A 17817-nucleotide genomic window follows, 5' to 3' on the forward strand; every position below is an offset into this window, starting at 1 on the left:
ATGGCGGGTGACTACGAGATCGTCGACCATTCCTACGACGTCGTCGTGGTGGGCGCCGGCGGCGCGGGCCTTCGGGCGACGTTCGGCATGGCCGAGAAGGGCCTCACCACCGCCTGCCTGACCAAGGTATTCCCGACCCGCAGCCACACCGTCGCCGCCCAGGGCGGCATCAGCGCTGCCCTTGGCAACATGGGCGATGACGACTGGCGCTGGCACGCCTACGACACCATCAAGGGGTCGGACTGGCTGGGCGACCAGGACGCCATCGAGTACATGTGCCGGGAAGCGATCCCGGCCATCATCGAGCTCGAGCACTATGGCGTGCCGTTCTCCCGCACGGAGGAGGGCAAGATCTACCAGCGCCCCTTCGGCGGCATGACCACCCACTTCGGCGAGGGTCGCGCGCAGCGCACCTGCGCCGCGGCGGACCGCACCGGCCACGCCATACTGCACACGCTGTATCAGCAGTCCCTGAAGCACCAGGCGGAGTTCTACATCGAATTCTTCGCGCTGGATCTGATCATGGAGGACGGGGTCTGCCGCGGGGTGATCGCGCTGGAGCTCGCCACCGGCCGGATCCACCGCTTCCGCGCCCACGTCACGGTGCTCGCCACCGGTGGCTACGGGCGCGCCTACTTCTCCTGCACCTCCGCCCACACCTGCACCGGTGACGGCGGCGGCATGGTGCTGCGCGCGGGGCTGCCGCTGCAGGACATGGAGTTCACCCAGTTCCATCCCACCGGCGTCTACGGTGCCGGCTGCCTGATCACCGAGGGCGTGCGCGGCGAGGGCGGCTACCTCACGAACTCGGACGGCGAGCGCTTCATGGAGCGCTATGCCCCGAACGCCAAGGACCTCGCCTCCCGCGACGTGGTGAGCCGATCGATGACCATCGAGATCCGCGAGGGACGCGGCGTCGGGCCGAAGCAGGACCACATCCACCTGCACCTGGAGCATCTCGGCCCCGAGGTCATCCACGAGCGCCTGCCGGGCATCGCCGAGACCGCGCGCATCTTCGCCGGCGTGGATGTGGCGAAGGAACCGATTCCGGTGCTGCCCACGGTCCACTACAACATGGGCGGCGTCCCCACCAACTACCGCACCGAGGTGGTCGCGCCCCGCGACGGCGACCCGGACGCCGTGGTACCCGGTCTCATGGCCATCGGCGAGGCCGGCTGCATCTCGGTGCACGGCGCCAATCGCCTCGGCTCCAACTCGCTGCTGGACCTGGTGGTCTTCGGACGCGCGGCGGCGATCCGCGCCGCGGAGATCGTCGCCGAGCAGGGCGAGCACCGCCCCCTGCGCGCGGACAGCGCCGACCCGGCCCTGGAGCGGCTCGACCGCCTGCGTAACGCCAATGGCAGCGAGCCCACCGCCCGCATCCGTGACCGCATGCAGGCCACCATGCAGGAGTATGCGGCGGTGTTCCGCACCACGGAGACCCTGCAGGAGGGCACGAAGCGGATCCACGAGATCTTCGACAGCTTCGCCGACGTGCACGTCTCCGACCGCTCGCTGATCTGGAACACCGATCTGGTGGAGACCCTCGAGCTGGAGAATCTGCTTGGCAACGCGGTGACGTCCATGGAGTCCGCGCTCAATCGTACCGAGAGCCGTGGCGCCCACGCCCACGAGGACTACCCCGACCGCGACGACGACAAATGGATGAAGCACACCGTGTCCTGGATGGACGAGAAGGGCCAGGTGCGGCTTGATTATCGCCCGGTGCACATGACCACGCTGACCGACGAGATGGAGGTCATCCCGCCGAAGCAACGGGTCTACTGACCCCGCGGTGGTCCCCCTTCCGCACAGCGTTCAGCGAGAGGTTTCGACATGGCGAAGTTCTTCCTGCCCCCGAATTCCCGCATCAAGCCGGGCAAGGAGCACCCCGCCCCCGAGGGCGCGGCGAACGTGCGCACCTTCAAGGTCTACCGCTGGGAGCCGGACAGCGGCGAGAATCCCCGCGTCGACAGCTACCAGGTGGACCTGGACAGCTGCGGGCCGATGGTTCTCGACGCGCTGATCAAGATCAAGAACGAGATCGACCCCACGCTCACCTTCCGGCGCTCCTGCCGTGAGGGCATCTGCGGCTCCTGCGCGATGAACATCGACGGCCGCAATACGCTCGCCTGCACCAAGGCCATCGACGAGGTCGACGGTGACGTGCGCATCTACCCGTTGCCGTCGATGCGCGTGGTCAAGGACCTGGTGCCGGACATGACGCATTTCTACGCCCAGTATGCGTCGATCAAGCCCTGGATCCGCACGCAGACGCCGGCGCCGCCGGACCGCGAGCGCCTGCAGAGCAAGGATGACCGGGAAGAGCTCGACGGACTCTACGAGTGCATCCTCTGCGCCTGCTGCCAGACGTCGTGCCCGAGCTACTGGTGGAACCCCGATCGCTACCTCGGCCCGGCGATCCTGCTGCAGGCGTACCGCTGGATCGCGGACAGCCGGGACGAGGCCACCGGCGAGCGCCTGGACGAGCTGGAAGACCCATTCAAGCTCTACCGCTGCCACACCATCATGAACTGCGCCGAGGCCTGCCCGAAGGGCCTCAACCCGGCGAAGGCCATCGCCGAGATCAAGCGGCTGATGGTGGCGCGGCAGTAGGCGGATCTCCCGTGAGCGAGACCGCCCGCCTGCGCTGGCGCTGCCGGCGCGGCACCAAGGAGCTGGATGCCCTGCTGGTCCGCTTCCTCGAGGGCGGCCACGCGGCGCTGGATGAGCAGGGGCGGGTCGCCTTCGACCGGCTGCTCGAGTGCGAGGACGACGACCTCATCGACTGGCTGCTGAAGGGGGAGGTACCCAGGGATGGGACCCTCGCCGAGATCACCCGACAGATCCGCGCTGCTTCCGGGCTTTGAGCTGCAACCGAGCCGCACCTTGCTCGTCGCCATTCTGCTGGTACACGCGGCGGCGGCCGCGCCGGCACTGCTGCTGCACTCGCTGGGGCCGGGCTGGCGCCTTCTCTGGCTTGCGGCAGTCCTGACCGAGCTTGTCCTCACGCTTCGGCGTCATCACTCCGGATTCAGTGGCGCCCCCGGGCTGATCGGCCGCGACGGCAGCGGCAGCTGGTGGCTGAAGGATGGCGCCGGCCGGCGCTGGCAGGGTGAGCTCCGGGATCGTCTCGTCCATCCCGGGCTGTGCGTGCTGCGTTTCGGGCGGGGTCCGGGGGCGCGCACGGTGGTGGTGCCCGCGGATGCCTGCTCACCCGAACAGCATCGACGGCTGCGGGCGGCGCTGCTGGAGCACGGGGCCGGGGAGCACGGCGGCCAAGCCAGTCAATGAAACGCCGCTGCCGCGGAAGCCTGCCCGCCAGATCCGCGCCCGCAGCGATTGGTATGCGGGCTATGCCCCCAAGTTGCACCGCTTCCGGCCGATCGAGTACTCTTCCGGCATTGCTGCACTGCGAACCATAAGCATGCCACCGCGCCCCCGCCGCGCACCCGCGCTGGCAGTACGGGGACCACAGGCTTACCCGACGAACTTCTCCATGAGCGTCACTGTCTACGGCGTCACGTGTCCGCTTGCGCCGCCGCCCGGTACGGTGGCGCCGTGAGCACGGGCGCGGCCGACAAGGAACTGGTCGAGCGGGTGAAGGCCGGTGACAAGCAGGCCTTCAACGAGCTTGTGCTCAAGTATCAGCACAAGCTGGTGAAGCTCATTTCCCGCTACGTGCATGATCACGCCGAGGCGCTGGACGTCTCCCAGGAGGCCTTCATCAAGGCCTACCGGGCGCTGCCGAACTTTCGGGGTGACAGCAGCTTCTACACATGGCTGTACCGGATCGGCATCAACACGGCAAAGAACCATCTGGTCTCCCAGGGACGGCGGCCCCCGGATAACGATATCGATGCCCAGGATGCGGAACGATACGACATCGAATCGCGTCTCAAGGATCAGGACTCGCCGGAGGCGCTGGCGCAGCGCGACGAGATCGAGCGCACCGTGCTCGAGGCCATCGAGGCGCTACCGCCGGATCTGCGCACGGCGATCAGGCTGAGGGAGCTGGAAGGTTTGACCTACGAGGAGATCGCACAGGCCATGGATTGCCCCATCGGTACGGTGCGCTCGCGAATCTTCCGGGCGCGGGATGCCATCGACCGGCGGCTGCGGCCGCTGCTGTCGAACACTGACAGGTGACGGGACTATGCGCGACGACGTACGCGAGAAACTTTCTGCGATGGCGGACGGGGAGCTCCGCTCGCACGAGATGCGCAGTCTGGCGCACCGGCTCGGCGAGGAGCCGGAGGCGGCGGCACAGCTGGAGCGTTACTTCCTGATGCGCGAGACCCTGCGCGAGGCCCTGCGGCCCCACGCCGGGCCGCCGGGTGACGACCTCGCGGCGCGCCTGCGAGCCGCGCTGGAGGACGAGCCGGTGCATATGACCGGACGCACCCGCCGGCGGCGCCTGGTGGAGGGCGTGGCCCGCCCGGTGGCTGGTGTCGCCATCGCCGCCTCCGTGGCGCTGGCGATGGTCACTCTTTGGCCCCGCTTGAGCGAATCGCCCAACCCCACGAGCGCGCCCACACTCGAGCAGCTGGCGTCGGGCAGCCTGGAGGCGGGTGCCCCGGTGTCCGGCAGCGGTTCCGGGCTTAGCCCCGTCGCCGCGGTGGGCAGCGCCGAGCAGCGACAGGACGGGACCGACCCGGAGGCCTCGCGGCAGTGGCAGCAACTCGATCCGGCGGCGCAGGAGCGATTGAATTTCTATCTCGTGAACCACAGCGAGCACTCGTCCACGGGCCGCCTCGGCGGTATGCTCAAGTACGCACGTATCGCCGGGCATGATCGTAGCGAGTAGGGCCCGCCTGGCGGCCGCCGCCTGCAGCCTGCTGTTCGGGCTCGCGCTGATCGCGGGCGCTGCCCACGCCGGCGAGCACTCCGCCCAGGCCTGGCTCGAGCGCGTCAACAGCGCGCTGCGTGACCTGAATTACACCGGCACGTTCGTCTATCGGTACGACGGCAACATCGAAAGCCTGCGCATCTGGCACAAGGCGCTGCCGGGCGGCAGCGAGCGTGAGCGGCTGCACTCCCTCAATGGCGATGCCCGCGAGATCCTCCGCGACGACGACACCGTCACCTGCATCCTCCCGGACGCCCAGTCCGTGGTCGTCGACCGGCGCCAGGCCAGCAACCCGCTCAGCGAGCTGTTGCCTGCCGACATCGCCGCCCTGCAGCCCCACTATCGCTTCAGCCTCCGGGGCGAGGGGCGGGTGGCCGGTCGGGCCGCCGTTCGCGTGATGATCGAGCCGCGGGACGACGCCCGCTACGGCTACGAGCTCTGGGTCGACCGCGACACCGGTCTGCTGCTGCGCTCGGATCTGCGCGACGACGCCGGCGAGATCCTCGAGCAGATACTGTTCGTGAGTCTCGAGGTGGTGGATTCGCTGCCGGACAGCGCGCTTGAGCCCCATCTCTCCGGCGAGGGCTTCAGCTGGGTACGGCGTTCCGTGCAGCAGCGCCCACCGGAGACCCCGGATGACAGCTGGCGCATCACCGATCTGCCGCCGGGCTTCGAGCTGCGCATGAGCGAGATGCATTCGCTGCCGGGTAGCGAGGGCATGGTGCGCCATCATGTCTACTCGGACGGTCTCGCCACGGTTTCTCTCTACGTGGACCGGCATGTCCATGAGGGTCTGCTCGAGGGGCTCTCCCGCATGGGTGCCATGAATGCCTATGGCCGGACCATCGACGGCTACCAGGCGCTGGTGGTGGGTGAGGTGCCGGCGCATACGGTCGAACGCATGGCGCGTTCGCTCGAGCATCGCGCCGGCACCGAGTGAACTTCCCGGCCACAGCCTGGAGCTGACGGCCGGCAACCGGTATGAGGGGAGGGTCTATGACCGCGATTTCGGCCACCGCCCGGGCCTGCCTGCTGGCATTGCTTTGCGGCCTGGTGCTGCCGCTGGCCGCCAGCGCCCAGCTGCCGGATTTCACCGAGCTGGTGAAAGGCAGCAGTCCGGCGGTGGTGAACATCAGCACCACGCAGGAGGTCCAGGCCGGTCGCAGCCTGCCCGGCATGCCGGATCTGCCGGAGGATCACCCCTTCCGGGACTTTCTGGACCGCTTCATGGAGGACGGCGAGCAGCCGCCACCTCAGTTCGATTCGCGGTCGCTCGGCTCAGGCTTCATCATCTCCGAGGACGGCTACATCCTCACCAACAACCATGTGGTGGAGGGTGCCAGCGAGATCGTCGTGCGTCTGAGTGATCGCCGCGAGATGGTGGCGGAGCTCGTGGGGGCGGATGAGCGCAGCGATCTGGCGCTGCTCAAGGTGGACGCCGACAACCTCCCCACCGTGGACATCGGGCAGTCGTCGACGCTGGAGGTGGGCGAGTGGGTGCTGGCCATCGGCTCGCCGTTCGGCTTCGAGTACTCGGTGACGGCCGGCATCGTCAGCGCCAAGGGCCGGAGCCTCCCCACCGAGAACTACGTGCCGTTCCTGCAGACCGACGTCGCCATCAACCCGGGCAACTCCGGTGGTCCGCTGTTCAACCTCGACGGCGAGGTGGTGGGCGTGAATTCCCACATCTACAGTCGCTCGGGGGGATTCCAGGGCGTCTCGTTCGCCATCCCCATCGAGCTGGCGATGGACGTCGTCGAGCAGCTGCGCTCGGATGGCCGGGTGACGCGGGCCTGGCTCGGGGTGCTGATCCAGGACGTGACCCGTGAGCTTGCGGAGTCCTTCGGCATGGATCGCCCGGAGGGCGCGCTGGTGGCCCAGGTCCTGCCGGAGAGCCCGGCCGCCCGGAGCGGGCTGCAGGCGGGGGACGTGATCGTCCAGTTCAATGGCCGCGAGGTGCCGATGTCGGGTTCGCTGCCACCCATGGTCGGGCGGATGCCGGTGGGCGAGACGGTGACCCTCACGGTGGTGCGGGACGGCGAGCGCCGCGAGCTCGACGTCACCCTGGAGGAGCTGCCGGAGGATGCCGGCCAGCAGCCCCGTGGCGAAGAGGGCGGCGGCCAGCAGATGCCGCCGCAGGACTCCATGCTCGACGACCTCGGGCTCGACGTGGAGCCGCTGGATCGGGAGGCGCGGGACGCGCTTGGTCTCGATGACGAGGTGGCCGGCGTCGTCGTGGTCGACGTCGGGCCGGGGGCGGCTGCCGAGGCCGGGCTGCAGCGCGGTGACGTCATCACCCGGGTCAATCGTGAGCCGGTGACGGACGTGGCCGAGCTGGAGCGTGTGCTGGCGGCGCTGGAGTCCGGCCAGAGCGTGCCGGTGCTCGTTCAGCGCCAGGACGGGCCCCGCTTTCTGGCGCTGCGGGTACCCTAGCCCCCTCGATCCACGTCCCCAGCCGCGGATGGAGGGGGCTGGCGAGGCTGCTCCCGCCGGCGGCATTTGAGCACGGCGGCACAAACCCGTATCGTCTGCGCCGGGTTAGACCGTCGCCGCAGCGGCTCCGGCCGCTGCGGCGTCTTTGATTCTGCCAACAGGGGCATCGGCCCCGGAACCGCATGGACCAGATCAGGAATTTCTCCATCATCGCGCATATCGATCACGGCAAGTCGACCCTGGCCGACCGCCTGATCGAGGGCTCGGGCTCCATGAGTCAGCGGGAGATGGGCGAGCAGATGCTCGATTCCATGGACCTGGAGCGCGAGCGGGGCATCACCATCAAGGCGCAGAGCGTCTCCCTGGAATACCAGGCACGGGATGGCCGCCGCTATCAGCTCAACTTCATCGACACCCCCGGGCACGTGGACTTCTCCTACGAGGTGAGCCGCTCGCTGTACGCCTGCGAGGGCGCCCTGCTGCTGGTGGACGCCTCCCAGGGCGTGGAGGCCCAGAGCGTGGCGAACTGCTACACGGCGGTGGAGCAGGGGCTCGAGGTCATCCCGGTGCTGAACAAGATCGACCTCCCCTCGGCGGAGCCGGACCGGGTGATCCAGCAGATCGAGGAGATCATCGGGCTGGACGGGGCGGATGTGATCCCCATCAGCGCCAAGACGGGGCAGGGGGTCGACGAGCTGCTGGAGGCCCTGGTGCAGCGCATTCCGGCGCCGAAGGGCGATCCGTCAGGGCCGCTCAAGGCCCTGATCATCGACTCCTGGTTCGATAACTACCTGGGCGTGGTCTGCCTGGTGCGCGTCTTCGACGGCGAGCTGAAGAAGGGCGACCGCATCCGCGTGATGTCCACCGGCCGCGAGTTCCAGGTGGACGAGCTCGGCATCTTCACCCCCAAGCGGACGCCCTGGAGGTCGCTCACCGCCGGGCGGGTCGGTTTCGTGGTGGCCGGCATCAAGGATATCGACGGCGCACCGGTGGGCGACACGCTGACCGATGCGCGTCGCCCCACCGAGAGCCCGGTGCCCGGCTTCAAGGTCGTGCAGCCGCGCGTGTTCGCGGGGGTGTTCCCGATCAGCGCCGATGATTACGAGGCGTTCCGCGACGCCCTCGCCAAGCTGCGCCTGAACGACGCCGCCCTGCATTTCGAGCCGGAGGTGTCCGAGGCGCTCGGCTTCGGCTTCCGTTGCGGCTTCCTGGGCATGCTCCACATGGAGATCGTGCAGGAGCGGCTGGAGCGCGAGTACGGCCTCGAGCTCATCACCACCGCGCCCACCGTGGTGCACGAGGTGGTGGACAAGGACGGCGAGGTGCACTACGTGCACAATCCCTCGCAGCTGCCGGCTCCGAATGACATCGAGGAGGTGCGCGAGCCGATCATCCTGGCCAGCATTCTCGTGCCCCAGGAATACGTCGGCAATGTCATCAAGCTCTGCGAGGAGAAGCGGGGCACGCAGAAGATGATGCAGTACGTCGGCAATCAGATCTCCCTGGAGTACGAGATGCCGATGGCCGAGGTGGTGCTGGATTTCTTCGATCGGCTGAAGTCCGCGAGCCGCGGCTATGCCTCCTTCGACTACGAGTTCCGGCGTTTCCAGGCGGAGCGGCTGGTCAAGCTCGACGTGCTGGTCAACGGCGATCGGGTGGACGCGCTGTCGGTGATCGTCCATCGCGACCAGGCGGAGTTCCGCGGCCGGGATCTCACCGAGCGGCTCAAGGAGATCATCCCGCGACAGATGTTCGAGGTGGCGATTCAGGCGGCGGTCGGCTCCAAGGTCATCGCCCGCTCCACCGTCAAGGCGCTGCGCAAGAACGTCACCGCCAAGTGCTACGGCGGTGACATCACCCGCAAGAAGAAGCTGCTGGAGAAGCAGAAGGCGGGCAAGCGCCGCATGAAGCAGGTGGGCCGGGTGGAGATCCCGCAGGATGCCTTCCTGGCCGTGCTTCAGGTGGACAGTAACAAGTAGGGCAGGGGACCCGTCGCATGCTGGATTTCGAGACCCTCCTGGTGGTCCTGACCGGGGTGACCGGCGTCGTCTGGGGCTGGGACCGGTGGCGGCGACGGCGTCGCGACCCGGAGGCGCGGGTGTCGTGGTGGGTCGATCTCGCCCGCTCCCTGTTCCCGGTGATCCTCATCGTGCTGGTGGTGCGCTCGTTCGTGGTCGAGCCTTTCCGGATCCCTTCCGGCTCGATGATCCCGACCCTGCATATCGGCGATTTCATCCTCGTCAACAAGTTCTCCTATGGATTGCGCCTGCCGGTTGGGCACCAGCTCCTGGTGCCGCTGGGCGACCCCGAGCGGGGCGACGTCGTGGTCTTCCGCTATCCGCGGGATCCGAATCAGGACTACGTCAAGCGCATCGTCGGGGTGCCCGGCGACCGCCTGCGCTACGAGGGCAAGCGCCTTTACATCAACGGCGAGGCGGTGCCGGTGGAGGCCCTCGGCAGCTGGCAGGGCGACGAAGGTGTGCGCCTGTTCCGGGAGCGGATCGGGGACGAGTGGCACCGTATGCTGGTGCATCGCGGGGCGCGCGATCGCGGCTTCACCTATGAGGTGCCCGAGGGGCAGTACTTCATGATGGGGGACAACCGCGACCGCAGCAGCGACAGCCGAATCTGGGGGCCGGTGCCCCGCGATAACCTGGTCGGGGAGGCATTCCTGATCTGGATGAGCTGGAATGGCGGTATCAACTGGGGGCGGCTGGGCGATGTCATCGAATGACGGGCCGGACGCTTTCGGGTCGACACGGGAGGTGACCATGAGCGCGAAGCGGCAGCGTGGCATGACGCTCATCGGCGTGGTGCTGGTCCTGGCCATCATCGGCCTCGCCCTGCTGGTGGCAATCCGGCTGGTGCCGGTCTATATCGAGGCATACTCGATCGCCTCGGTGATGGCCGACATCGAATCGGAGAGCCGGCTCTCCGGCAACGACCGAAACCAGTTGCGGGAGACCTTCGGCCGCCGCCTGCAGGTCAACGACATCGAGTCCGTCGGCCCGCGTGACGTGGAGTTCCGCGAGGTCGCCGGCGGGCTGGAGATGTTCGTCGAGTACGAGGTGCGCGTGGACCTGCTCGGCAATCTCGATCTCGTGGCGAGCTTCCGGCGCGACGCCGTGATCCGCAACTGACGGAGAACGAGTGACCCTGGACGACCTGCAGCAGGCGCTGGACTACCAATTTGCCGACCCGGCACTGCTGGCGCAGGCGCTCACCCACCGCAGCGCCGAGGGCGCCAACAACGAGCGCCTCGAGTTCCTCGGCGACAGCGTGTTGAACTTCGTCATCGCCGCCGAGGTGTTCCGCCTGCGGGACGGCGCCCAGGAGGGGGAGCTGAGCCGCCTGCGGGCGACCCTGGTGAACAAGAGCTCACTGGCGAAGCTCGCCCGGGAGCTTGGGCTCGGTGGCCACATCCGACTCGGCAGCGGCGAGCTCAAGAGCGGCGGCCGGCGGCGGGATTCCATCCTGGCCGATGCCCTGGAGGCGATCTTCGGCGCGGTGTATCTGGACGCCGGATTCGCCCGCTGCCGCGAGCTGATCCTCGCCCTCTACGCCGGCCGGCTGGCCGACCTGCCCAGCGTGGGGGAGCTCAAGGATCCCAAGACCCGCCTGCAGGAGTACCTGCAGTCACTGCGCCTGCCGCTGCCGGAGTACCGTGTGCTGGATGTGACCGGACGCGCCCACGACCAGACCTTTCGGGTGGTCTGCGCCATCGACGAGCTGAACGCCGCCAGCGAGGGCGCCGCCGGCAGTCGCCGGCAGGCGGAGCAGCAGGCGGCCGAGGCCCTGCTGGAGACCCTGGAACAGGAGCGCGGCCGTGGCTGAGACGCAAGCAGGCACCCTGAAATGCGGCTTCGTGGCACTGGTCGGGCGGCCCAACGTGGGCAAGTCGACGCTGCTCAACGCCCTGCTCGGGCAGAAGGTGAGCATCGTCACCCGCAAGCCCCAGACCACGCGCCACCGCATCCTCGGCATCCACAATCTGCCGGGCGCGCAGATCGCCTATGTGGACACACCGGGTCTGCACCAGGGCCGGCGCAGCGCCATGAACCGCTACCTCAACGAGGCGGCGGCGAGCGCGCTGGCCGATGTCGACGTCCTCGTGTTCGTGGTGGACGGCGGCCGCTGGACCGAGGAGGACGACGCCGTTCTGGCGCGCCTGCGTCAGGCCGAATCGCCGGTGGTGCTGGTGATCAACAAGGTGGACCGGCTGCGGGACAAGACCCGCCTGCTGCCGCTGATCGAGCGCCTGAGCGGTCTGCACGACTTCGCCGCCGTGGTGCCGATCTCCGCCGAGCGCCGGGACAACCTGCTGGCCCTGGAGGAGGAGCTGCTGCAGCGCCTGCCCGAGGGCCCGGCGCTGTTCCCCCGGGATCAGGTCACCGACCGCGGCGAGCGCTTCATGGCCGCCGAGCTGGTGCGCGAGCAGCTGATGGCCTCCCTCGGCGAGGAGCTGCCCTACGCCTCCACCGTGGAGATCGAGGCCTTCGAGCAGGAGGGCCGCCTGCGCCGCATCGCGGCGGTGATCTGGGTCGAGCGCCCCGGCCAGCGGCGCATCGTCATTGGCGAGGGCGGCAAGCGCCTCAAGCACGTCGGCCGCGCCGCGCGCCAGGAAATGGAACGCCTCTTCGACGGCCGCGTCTACCTCCAGCTCTGGGTCAAGGTCCGCGAGGGCTGGTCCGACGACGAACGCATGCTGCGCTCCCTTGGTTACGATGAAGTCTGAGCTTGTCGGGGGGATAACCGCGAAGGCGCAAAGGACGCGAAGAAGGAACGCGAAGGGGATTCAACACAAAGTCACAAAGAACACAAAGTTACACAGAGAAGGTCATGTCTTTCTTCGTGAATCCTTTGTGCCCTTTGTGTCTTTGTGTTTACTGCCTTTCCATCTCTCCGCGTTCTTGGCGCCTTCGCGGTTCATCCCAAGCGGCCCAGCCACACCGGCCACGCCCATACGATGACTGCGCGGCGGGGGGCGGAGCTGGAGCCGGCGTTTCTGCTGCATGGGCGGGCGTATCGGGATACCAGCCTGCTGCTGGAGGTGCTGGGGCGCGAGCACGGGCGGATCGGGCTGGTGGCGCGGGGCGTGCGCGGGCGGCGGTCGCGACTTGCGGGGCTGCTGCAGCCTTTCCAGCCGCTGGCCATCTCCTGGCTGGCGCGCGGAGAGCTCGGCACCCTCACCGGTGCGGAGAGTGCCGGGCGCCCGGTGATCCTCAGCGGCCGCCGTCTGGTGAGCGGGTTCTACGCCAACGAGCTGCTGCTGCGCCTGCTCGGGCGCGAGGACCCGCACCCGGGGCTGTTCAACCGCTACGGCCGGCTGCTCGACGAGCTCGCCGGCGGTACCAGTGAGGCCGTGGCGCTGCGCGGCTTCGAGCGGGATCTGTTGGCGGCCCTCGGTTACGGCCTGCCCCTCAAGCACGACACGGCCGGCGACCCGGTGGAGGCCGGGCGCTGGTACCGTTACGATCCCGCGCAGGGTGTCCTGCCGGCCGACGCCGCCGGCGGCGAGCGCGGGCTCGTCACCGGCGCCACGCTGCTCGCGCTGGCGGCGGACCAGCTCGACGACACCTCGGCACGGGCCGCGCGCGATCTCATGCGCGCGGCACTGCGCCCGCATCTCGGCGCGCGGCCCCTGAAGAGCCGCGAGCTCTACGCCCGCTACCAGACCACCGGAGAGGACAGCGATGGGGCATCATCAGGGCAGTCATGAGCCGCTCCTGGGCGTCAACGTGGATCACGTGGCGACCCTGCGCCAGGCCCGCGGCACGCGTTATCCGGACCCGGTGCAGGCGGCGCTGCTGGCCGAGCAGGCGGGTGCGGATGCGATCACCGTGCATCTGCGCGAGGACCGCCGGCACATCCAGGACCGCGACGTGCGCCTGCTCGCCGAGGTACTGCAGACCCGCATGAATCTGGAGATGGCCATGGCCGAGGAGATGCTGGCCCTGGCCGAGGACCTGCGGCCGGCGGATTGCTGCCTCGTGCCCGAGCGCCGCGAGGAGCTGACCACGGAAGGCGGCCTGGATGTGGCCGGACAGCCCGAGCGCACCGCCGAGGCCTGCGCGCGCCTGGCCGCTGCGGGTGTTCGCGTGTCGCTGTTCATCGACCCCGAGCCGGCCCAGCTGCATGCCGCCGCCGGGGCCGGCGCCCCGGTGGTGGAGCTGCACACTGGCCACTTCGCCGAGGCGTTGGAGGACGCGGCGATTCACGCCGAATTCGTGCGCCTGCGGGAGGCGGCGGTGCTCGGGCAGTCGCTGGGCCTGCAGGTCAATGCCGGTCACGGTCTGCATTACCACAATGTGGCTCCGGTGGCGGCCCTGCGCGAGATCACCGAGCTCAACATTGGCCATGCGGTGATTGCCAGGGCGCTGTTTACCGGCATCGAGGCGGCCGTGCGGGAGATGAAGCGCCTGATGCGCGAGGCCCGCCATTGAGCGTGCTCGGGGTGGGCACCGATCTGGTGGCGGTGGCGCGCATGGCGGCTCTGCATGAGCGTTACGGCGAGCGCCTCGCCCGGCGGCTGCTGGCGCCGGCGGAGCGCGAGGCCTACCGGGCGAGCCCGGCCCCCGCGGCGCTGCTCGCCCGCCGCTTCGCCGCCAAGGAGGCCGCTGCCAAGGCCCTCGGCACCGGAATCGGCGCCCACGCCGCCTTTACCGACATCGAGCTCGTTCACGACCCAGCAGGTGCCCCGCAGCTGCGCCTCCACGGCGCCGCCGCCCGCCACGCCGAAACCCTCGGCGTCCGCCGCAGCCATGTCAGCCTCAGCGACGAGCGCGACTACGCGCTGGCTTTTGTAGTTCTCGAAGACTGACCGTGAGGGAGGGATAACCGCCAAGGCGCGAAGGACGCGAAGGGAAGGCGGGGGATAAACACAAAGGCACAAAGGATTCAAAAGAAAACCATATTCTTATTTCTTTAACTTTGTGCCCTTTGTGCCTTTGTGTTGTACTCTTCCTCTCCTCGCGTCCTTCCCTTCGCGTCCTTTGCGCCTTGGCGGTTACGCCTTCTCCTGGTGCTCCCGCGCCAGGACGTAATCCAGCCACTGGCCGTTCAGGCGGTCGAGGACGCGGTTCTGTTGCTGGCGGGCGGAGAGATTGTCCAGGTCGATCCAGGACAGGGGCTGGTCCTGGCCGGCGCAGGAGAACACCGGGCGGGTGCGCTGGCCGGTGTCGGGGTCCACCTGCCACTGCAGGCACTGGGCGCAGACGCCCTTCAGCATGCACTGCATGGGGCTGCCCACCGTGCCGAAGGCATCGCAGTCCTCCGCCAGGTAAGGCTGCAGCGAGCCGGTCAGCGCCTGCTGGAAGCCCTTGAGCAGGCCGGTGCCGCCCATCACCATCACCCGGTCCACGTCCGAGAGCGGGATGCCGCCGGCCTCCGGGCCGATCTCGCCATCCCCGTAGCGGCGCACCACCTCGATCATGTCGGTGGCCACAAGGCTCGTGTCCTGCGCCCGGCGGGGCTCGATCATCGGCTCCTTCGCGGTGCACCAGATAATCTGATCCGCGCCTGCCTCGAGCTCGTCCTGGTGGTCGACATCGCCCGCGGCACCGAAGGCCGCCACGTACAGCACCCGGTTGCCTGCGGCCCGCAGGGCGGCGCCGATGTCGAGCATCACCGCGGCGCCCCAGCGCCCGGCCACCACCATGATGGTGCGCCCCGTGGGCATGTCCGTGGGTGCGCCGGTGGGGCCCATGAGCACCACCGGGTCGCCGGGCTCGAGCCGCCCCACCAGTCGCGGGCCCGCGCCCCACTGCAGCACCATCAGGCGGATGCAGTCGTCCTTGACGCCGGTACCAGAGACCGTGAGCAGCGGCACCTGCAGCCGTGTGCCTTCGAGCACCGGGCTCAGGGACTCGTAGGTCTGCAGGCGGAAGAACTGCCCGGCGCGGAAGTTGCGCGCCGCCATGGGTGCCTTGACCCAGATCTCCACCATGGCCGGGTTGTCGCGTCGCACCTCGACCACCCGCGCGCGCAGGAGGTCGTCCGTTCCGGCGAGGAAATCCTCATGCCCGGCACGGTCGCCGGGGGCCAGCCGTTCCGCGGCGGCCAGCACGTGAGGATAGCTGCGCAGGGCGGAAGCGATGGCCTTGACCACGCTGCCGTGGAAGGCGGGGTGGTTGTCGCCGACGAAGGTCACCCGGTGGCCGTCGTCGTCGTACGAGGTGAACGGCCCGAACTCCGGCGACTTGCAGTGATCCGCCGGTTCCACCGGCTGCAGCCCGTCCCGGTGCTGCACGTGGGGCAGGAAGTTGTTGCCGTCGAGCCGGAAGGTGTTCGGGTACTCGCGCTCGTAGATGGTGTTGGGGACCGTACCCGCGGCGATGAAGATGGCGCGGGCCGGCAGACGCACCTCCTCGCCGGTGGCGAGCCAGCGGCCGTCCTTCTGACGCATGCGCCGGCACACCAGACCGCTGACGTGACCATAGCCGTCCACGTCCGCATGGATCGGGTCGAGGCCCTCGGCGTAGAACAGCCCCTCCTCGGTGGCCTTGATCACCTCCTCGTGGTTGCGCACGTAGGCCGGTGCATCGTTGAGCCCCTTGCGGTAGGCCACGGTCACCCCGCCCCAGGCGCGAAGCAGCGAGGTGAAGTCGGGCTCTTCACCGGCCTCGGCAGCGCGCTCGCGCTCGGCGCGAACGGCCCGACCATGCTCGATGAACTCGGCCAGCATCGCCGCGTCCTCCTCGTTCATGCCCTGGGTGAGTGCAGCCTCGCCCAGGGTGTCGGTCAGCCGCTCGTAGCGCGCGAGCACCTTTTCCACCTGCTTGACGTAGTAGGCCTGCACCTCGGTGGCGGTATCGATGCCGGTGAGGCCGCCCCCCACCACCACGGCGGGCAGTCGCACCTGCAGGCTCGCCAGGCTCGAGTACTTGGCGGCCCCGGTGAGCTGCAGCGCCATGAGGAAGTCGCTCGCCTGACGCATGCCGCGGGCGAGACTGTTGCCCATGTGGATGACCCGCGGCAGACCGGCCCCGGTGGCGTTGACCACATGATCGAAGCCGAGCGCCCAGGCGTCGTCCAGGGTGACCGTCCCACCCAGGCGCACGCCGCCATAGGCGCGGAAGTTGTGCCGGCGGGCGAGGCTCAGATAGATGAGCTTGAGGAAGTTCTTGTCCCAGCGCACGGTAATGCCGTACTCGGCAACGCCGCCGAAGCCGAGCAGGATGCGCTCGTCCAGGTCCTCGACGAGATCGTCCCAGCGTGCCACCGGCGACTCCAGCAGCGAGTCCGGCAGCGGCTCGATCTTGAGCCCGTCCACGGCAGCCACCGCGCAGCCGGCCATGGTCAGATGATGCGCCATGGTGAACCCCGCCGGGCCGAGCCCTGCCACCAGCACCCGGCGGCCGTTGTCCGGCTGCTGCAGGTACTGCTCCCGCCGCAACGGATTCCAGCGGGTGAGCAGGTGGTAGACCTCCACGCCCCAGGGCAGGTCGAGCACGTCCGTGAGCACCCGGGTCTCGATCTCCGGGATGTTGACCGGGTCCTGCTTCTGGTAGATGCAGGCCTTCATGCAGTCGTTGCAGATGCGGTGCCCGGTGGCCGGGATCATGGGGTTGTCCACCATGGCCATGGCGAGCGCAGCGACCGTGCGGCCATCGCGCTTGAGCACATGCATCTCCGAGATCTTCTCCTCCAGCGGGCAGCCGGTCAGGGTGTTGCCCAGCGGGTCCATCTTGAGCCCGAGCTCCGGGCGGCCCTTCTTCTCGGGGAAGCCCTTGGAGCAGAAGTCGCCATCGTGTTCGTGGCAGTAGATGCAGTAGTGGACCTCGCTCTGGATGCTGCGGGCATCCAGGCGGTGGTCGGTCAGCGAGAACCCGTCGCGCCGGCGCCAGCGGCTCGGGTCCGCCTGCAGGCGCACCGTCCCGTCCGCGTCGGTGCGCTGCAGTGGCACCAGGTCCGTGTGGTCGACCTTCTCCGGCAGGCGGAAGCTCGCCCAGCCGCGCACCGTGCGCCGGCCCTCGTCGGTCTGACGCGCCAGCTTGCACCACGCCGTGACCCGCTCGATGGCCTCGGCATTGCCGGCCTCGTCGTCCAGCAGACCCATGGCGTAAGTCGCGATGGCGCGCTCGCGATCCGGCTCGGCGAGGCCTGCGGTCACTTCGTCAAGCCAGCGGTTCAGCTCCGCGAACGGCGTCTCCACTTCGCGCCGGTGCTTCTTGACCCGCTTCTGCACGAAGGTCTGCTTGAACGCCATGACCACATCGGCCTCGAGAGTGCGCGCCCGGCTCGCCTCGAGGGCGCCTTCGACCCCGAACAGGTCGGCGATGAAGGCCTCCACATGGGGGGCGAGGGCCAGCAGCAGCTCGCTGGTCTCCAGCGCCGGCGGGTCCGTGTCGCGCCGGCGGTAGTCGCCAAGCCGCGCCGCGAGGGCGGGGTCCTCGGCCTCGAGGCGCTCGCGGAAGCGCGCGTCCAGCCGGGCGAGGCCGTCCGGGGTCTGCAGCGTGGCGAAGGAGAGATCATGGCGGGCGAGGGCGGCGTCCAGTGTCATGTGCTGCGTGCTGTTCCTGCGCGTCGGGCCGGCG

General features: G+C 68.9%; 17 protein-coding genes. 16 read left to right on the forward strand and 1 reads right to left on the reverse strand.

Annotation, left to right across the window (positions count from 1 at the left end; all coding sequences use genetic code 11):
• The 16 genes from sdhA (at window position 1) to acpS (ending at window position 14102) form a co-directional block, all read left to right on the forward strand.
• Window positions 1-1788: a succinate dehydrogenase flavoprotein subunit gene (gene sdhA / locus LMH63_RS09665; RefSeq protein ID WP_109677909.1), complete on the forward strand. Its 1788-nt coding sequence runs from the start codon at window positions 1-3 to the stop codon at window positions 1786-1788.
• A gap of 48 nt (window positions 1789-1836) precedes the next feature.
• Window positions 1837-2616 carry a succinate dehydrogenase iron-sulfur subunit gene (locus tag LMH63_RS09670; RefSeq protein ID WP_109677911.1) on the forward strand — a complete coding sequence of 260 codons (780 nt, stop codon included), beginning with the start codon at window positions 1837-1839 and terminating at the stop codon, window positions 2614-2616.
• A gap of 11 nt (window positions 2617-2627) precedes the next feature.
• Window positions 2628-2870 (forward strand): FAD assembly factor SdhE, encoded by a 243-nt coding sequence (locus LMH63_RS09675; protein ID WP_109677913.1) that lies wholly within the window; start codon window positions 2628-2630, stop codon window positions 2868-2870.
• A 19-nt stretch (window positions 2871-2889) separates the two neighbouring features.
• Entirely contained in the window at window positions 2890-3294 is a 405-nt protein-coding gene (locus LMH63_RS09680) for a protein YgfX (protein WP_109677915.1), read from the forward strand.
• Window positions 3295-3561: 267 nt separating this feature from the next.
• Entirely contained in the window at window positions 3562-4149 is a 588-nt protein-coding gene (gene rpoE / locus LMH63_RS09685; RefSeq protein ID WP_109677917.1) for an RNA polymerase sigma factor RpoE, read from the forward strand.
• A 7-nt stretch (window positions 4150-4156) separates the two neighbouring features.
• Window positions 4157-4807: a sigma-E factor negative regulatory protein gene (locus LMH63_RS09690; protein WP_158280339.1), complete on the forward strand. Its 651-nt coding sequence runs from the start codon at window positions 4157-4159 to the stop codon at window positions 4805-4807.
• Complete coding sequence (locus LMH63_RS09695) at window positions 4791-5789, forward strand: MucB/RseB C-terminal domain-containing protein (RefSeq protein WP_109677919.1); 999 nt, start codon at window positions 4791-4793, stop codon at window positions 5787-5789. Before LMH63_RS09690 ends, LMH63_RS09695 begins: the two co-directional genes overlap by 17 nt.
• Before the next feature lie 56 nt (window positions 5790-5845).
• On the forward strand, window positions 5846-7282 hold the full coding sequence (locus LMH63_RS09700; RefSeq protein ID WP_109677921.1) for a DegQ family serine endoprotease: 1437 nt from the start codon (window positions 5846-5848) through the stop codon (window positions 7280-7282).
• 182 nt (window positions 7283-7464) lie between these two features.
• The gene (lepA, locus tag LMH63_RS09705) at window positions 7465-9261 is read left to right on the forward strand and encodes a translation elongation factor 4 (protein WP_109677923.1); all 1797 of its coding nucleotides are present in this window, start codon (window positions 7465-7467) and stop codon (window positions 9259-9261) included.
• A gap of 17 nt (window positions 9262-9278) precedes the next feature.
• Window positions 9279-10016: a signal peptidase I gene (lepB, locus tag LMH63_RS09710; protein WP_109677925.1), complete on the forward strand. Its 738-nt coding sequence runs from the start codon at window positions 9279-9281 to the stop codon at window positions 10014-10016.
• Between the two features lie 37 nt (window positions 10017-10053).
• Complete coding sequence (locus LMH63_RS09715; protein WP_158280340.1) at window positions 10054-10422, forward strand: DUF4845 domain-containing protein; 369 nt, start codon at window positions 10054-10056, stop codon at window positions 10420-10422.
• Between the two features lie 10 nt (window positions 10423-10432).
• Window positions 10433-11116: a ribonuclease III gene (gene rnc / locus LMH63_RS09720; protein ID WP_229332550.1), complete on the forward strand. Its 684-nt coding sequence runs from the start codon at window positions 10433-10435 to the stop codon at window positions 11114-11116.
• Window positions 11109-12017 (forward strand): GTPase Era, encoded by a 909-nt coding sequence (gene era / locus LMH63_RS09725; protein WP_109677929.1) that lies wholly within the window; start codon window positions 11109-11111, stop codon window positions 12015-12017. Before rnc ends, era begins: the two co-directional genes overlap by 8 nt.
• Window positions 12018-12248: 231 nt before the next feature.
• Window positions 12249-13001 carry a DNA repair protein RecO gene (gene recO, locus LMH63_RS09730; protein ID WP_109677931.1) on the forward strand — a complete coding sequence of 251 codons (753 nt, stop codon included), beginning with the start codon at window positions 12249-12251 and terminating at the stop codon, window positions 12999-13001.
• Entirely contained in the window at window positions 12976-13725 is a 750-nt protein-coding gene (gene pdxJ, locus LMH63_RS09735; protein ID WP_109677933.1) for a pyridoxine 5'-phosphate synthase, read from the forward strand. The genes recO and pdxJ overlap by 26 nt, the downstream gene beginning before the upstream one ends.
• A gap of 41 nt (window positions 13726-13766) precedes the next feature.
• On the forward strand, window positions 13767-14102 hold the full coding sequence (acpS, locus tag LMH63_RS09740; RefSeq protein ID WP_229332790.1) for a holo-ACP synthase: 336 nt from the start codon (window positions 13767-13769) through the stop codon (window positions 14100-14102).
• A 186-nt stretch (window positions 14103-14288) separates the two neighbouring features.
• Here acpS and LMH63_RS09745 read toward each other — a convergent pair whose 3' ends face one another.
• On the reverse strand, window positions 14289-17783 hold the full coding sequence (locus LMH63_RS09745) for an FAD-dependent oxidoreductase (protein ID WP_109677938.1): 3495 nt from the start codon (window positions 17781-17783) through the stop codon (window positions 14289-14291).
• Window positions 17784-17817: the final 34 nt, after the last annotated feature.

This window comes from Spiribacter halobius (assembly GCF_020883455.1).
Classification (GTDB): Bacteria; Pseudomonadota; Gammaproteobacteria; order Nitrococcales; family Nitrococcaceae; genus Sediminicurvatus; species Sediminicurvatus halobius.

Excerpts from the sequence above, each read along its gene's own strand:
- LMH63_RS09695 (WP_109677919.1), top strand. The coding sequence starts at position 4,791 with ATGATCGTAGCGAGTAGGGCCCGCCTGGCGGCCGCCGCCTGCAGCCTG.
- LMH63_RS09700 (WP_109677921.1), top strand. The coding sequence starts at position 5,846 with ATGACCGCGATTTCGGCCACCGCCCGGGCCTGCCTGCTGGCATTGCTT.
- acpS (WP_229332790.1), top strand. The coding sequence starts at position 13,767 with ATGGCGGCTCTGCATGAGCGTTACGGCGAGCGCCTCGCCCGGCGGCTG.
- LMH63_RS09715 (WP_158280340.1), top strand. The coding sequence starts at position 10,054 with ATGAGCGCGAAGCGGCAGCGTGGCATGACGCTCATCGGCGTGGTGCTG.
- sdhA (WP_109677909.1), top strand. The coding sequence starts at position 1 with ATGGCGGGTGACTACGAGATCGTCGACCATTCCTACGACGTCGTCGTG.
- lepB (WP_109677925.1), top strand. The coding sequence starts at position 9,279 with ATGCTGGATTTCGAGACCCTCCTGGTGGTCCTGACCGGGGTGACCGGC.
- pdxJ (WP_109677933.1), top strand. The coding sequence starts at position 12,976 with ATGGGGCATCATCAGGGCAGTCATGAGCCGCTCCTGGGCGTCAACGTG.
- LMH63_RS09745 (WP_109677938.1), bottom strand. The coding sequence starts at position 17,783 with ATGACACTGGACGCCGCCCTCGCCCGCCATGATCTCTCCTTCGCCACG.
- LMH63_RS09690 (WP_158280339.1), top strand. The coding sequence starts at position 4,157 with ATGCGCGACGACGTACGCGAGAAACTTTCTGCGATGGCGGACGGGGAG.
- LMH63_RS09670 (WP_109677911.1), top strand. The coding sequence starts at position 1,837 with ATGGCGAAGTTCTTCCTGCCCCCGAATTCCCGCATCAAGCCGGGCAAG.
- recO (WP_109677931.1), top strand. The coding sequence starts at position 12,249 with ATGACTGCGCGGCGGGGGGCGGAGCTGGAGCCGGCGTTTCTGCTGCAT.
- lepA (WP_109677923.1), top strand. The coding sequence starts at position 7,465 with ATGGACCAGATCAGGAATTTCTCCATCATCGCGCATATCGATCACGGC.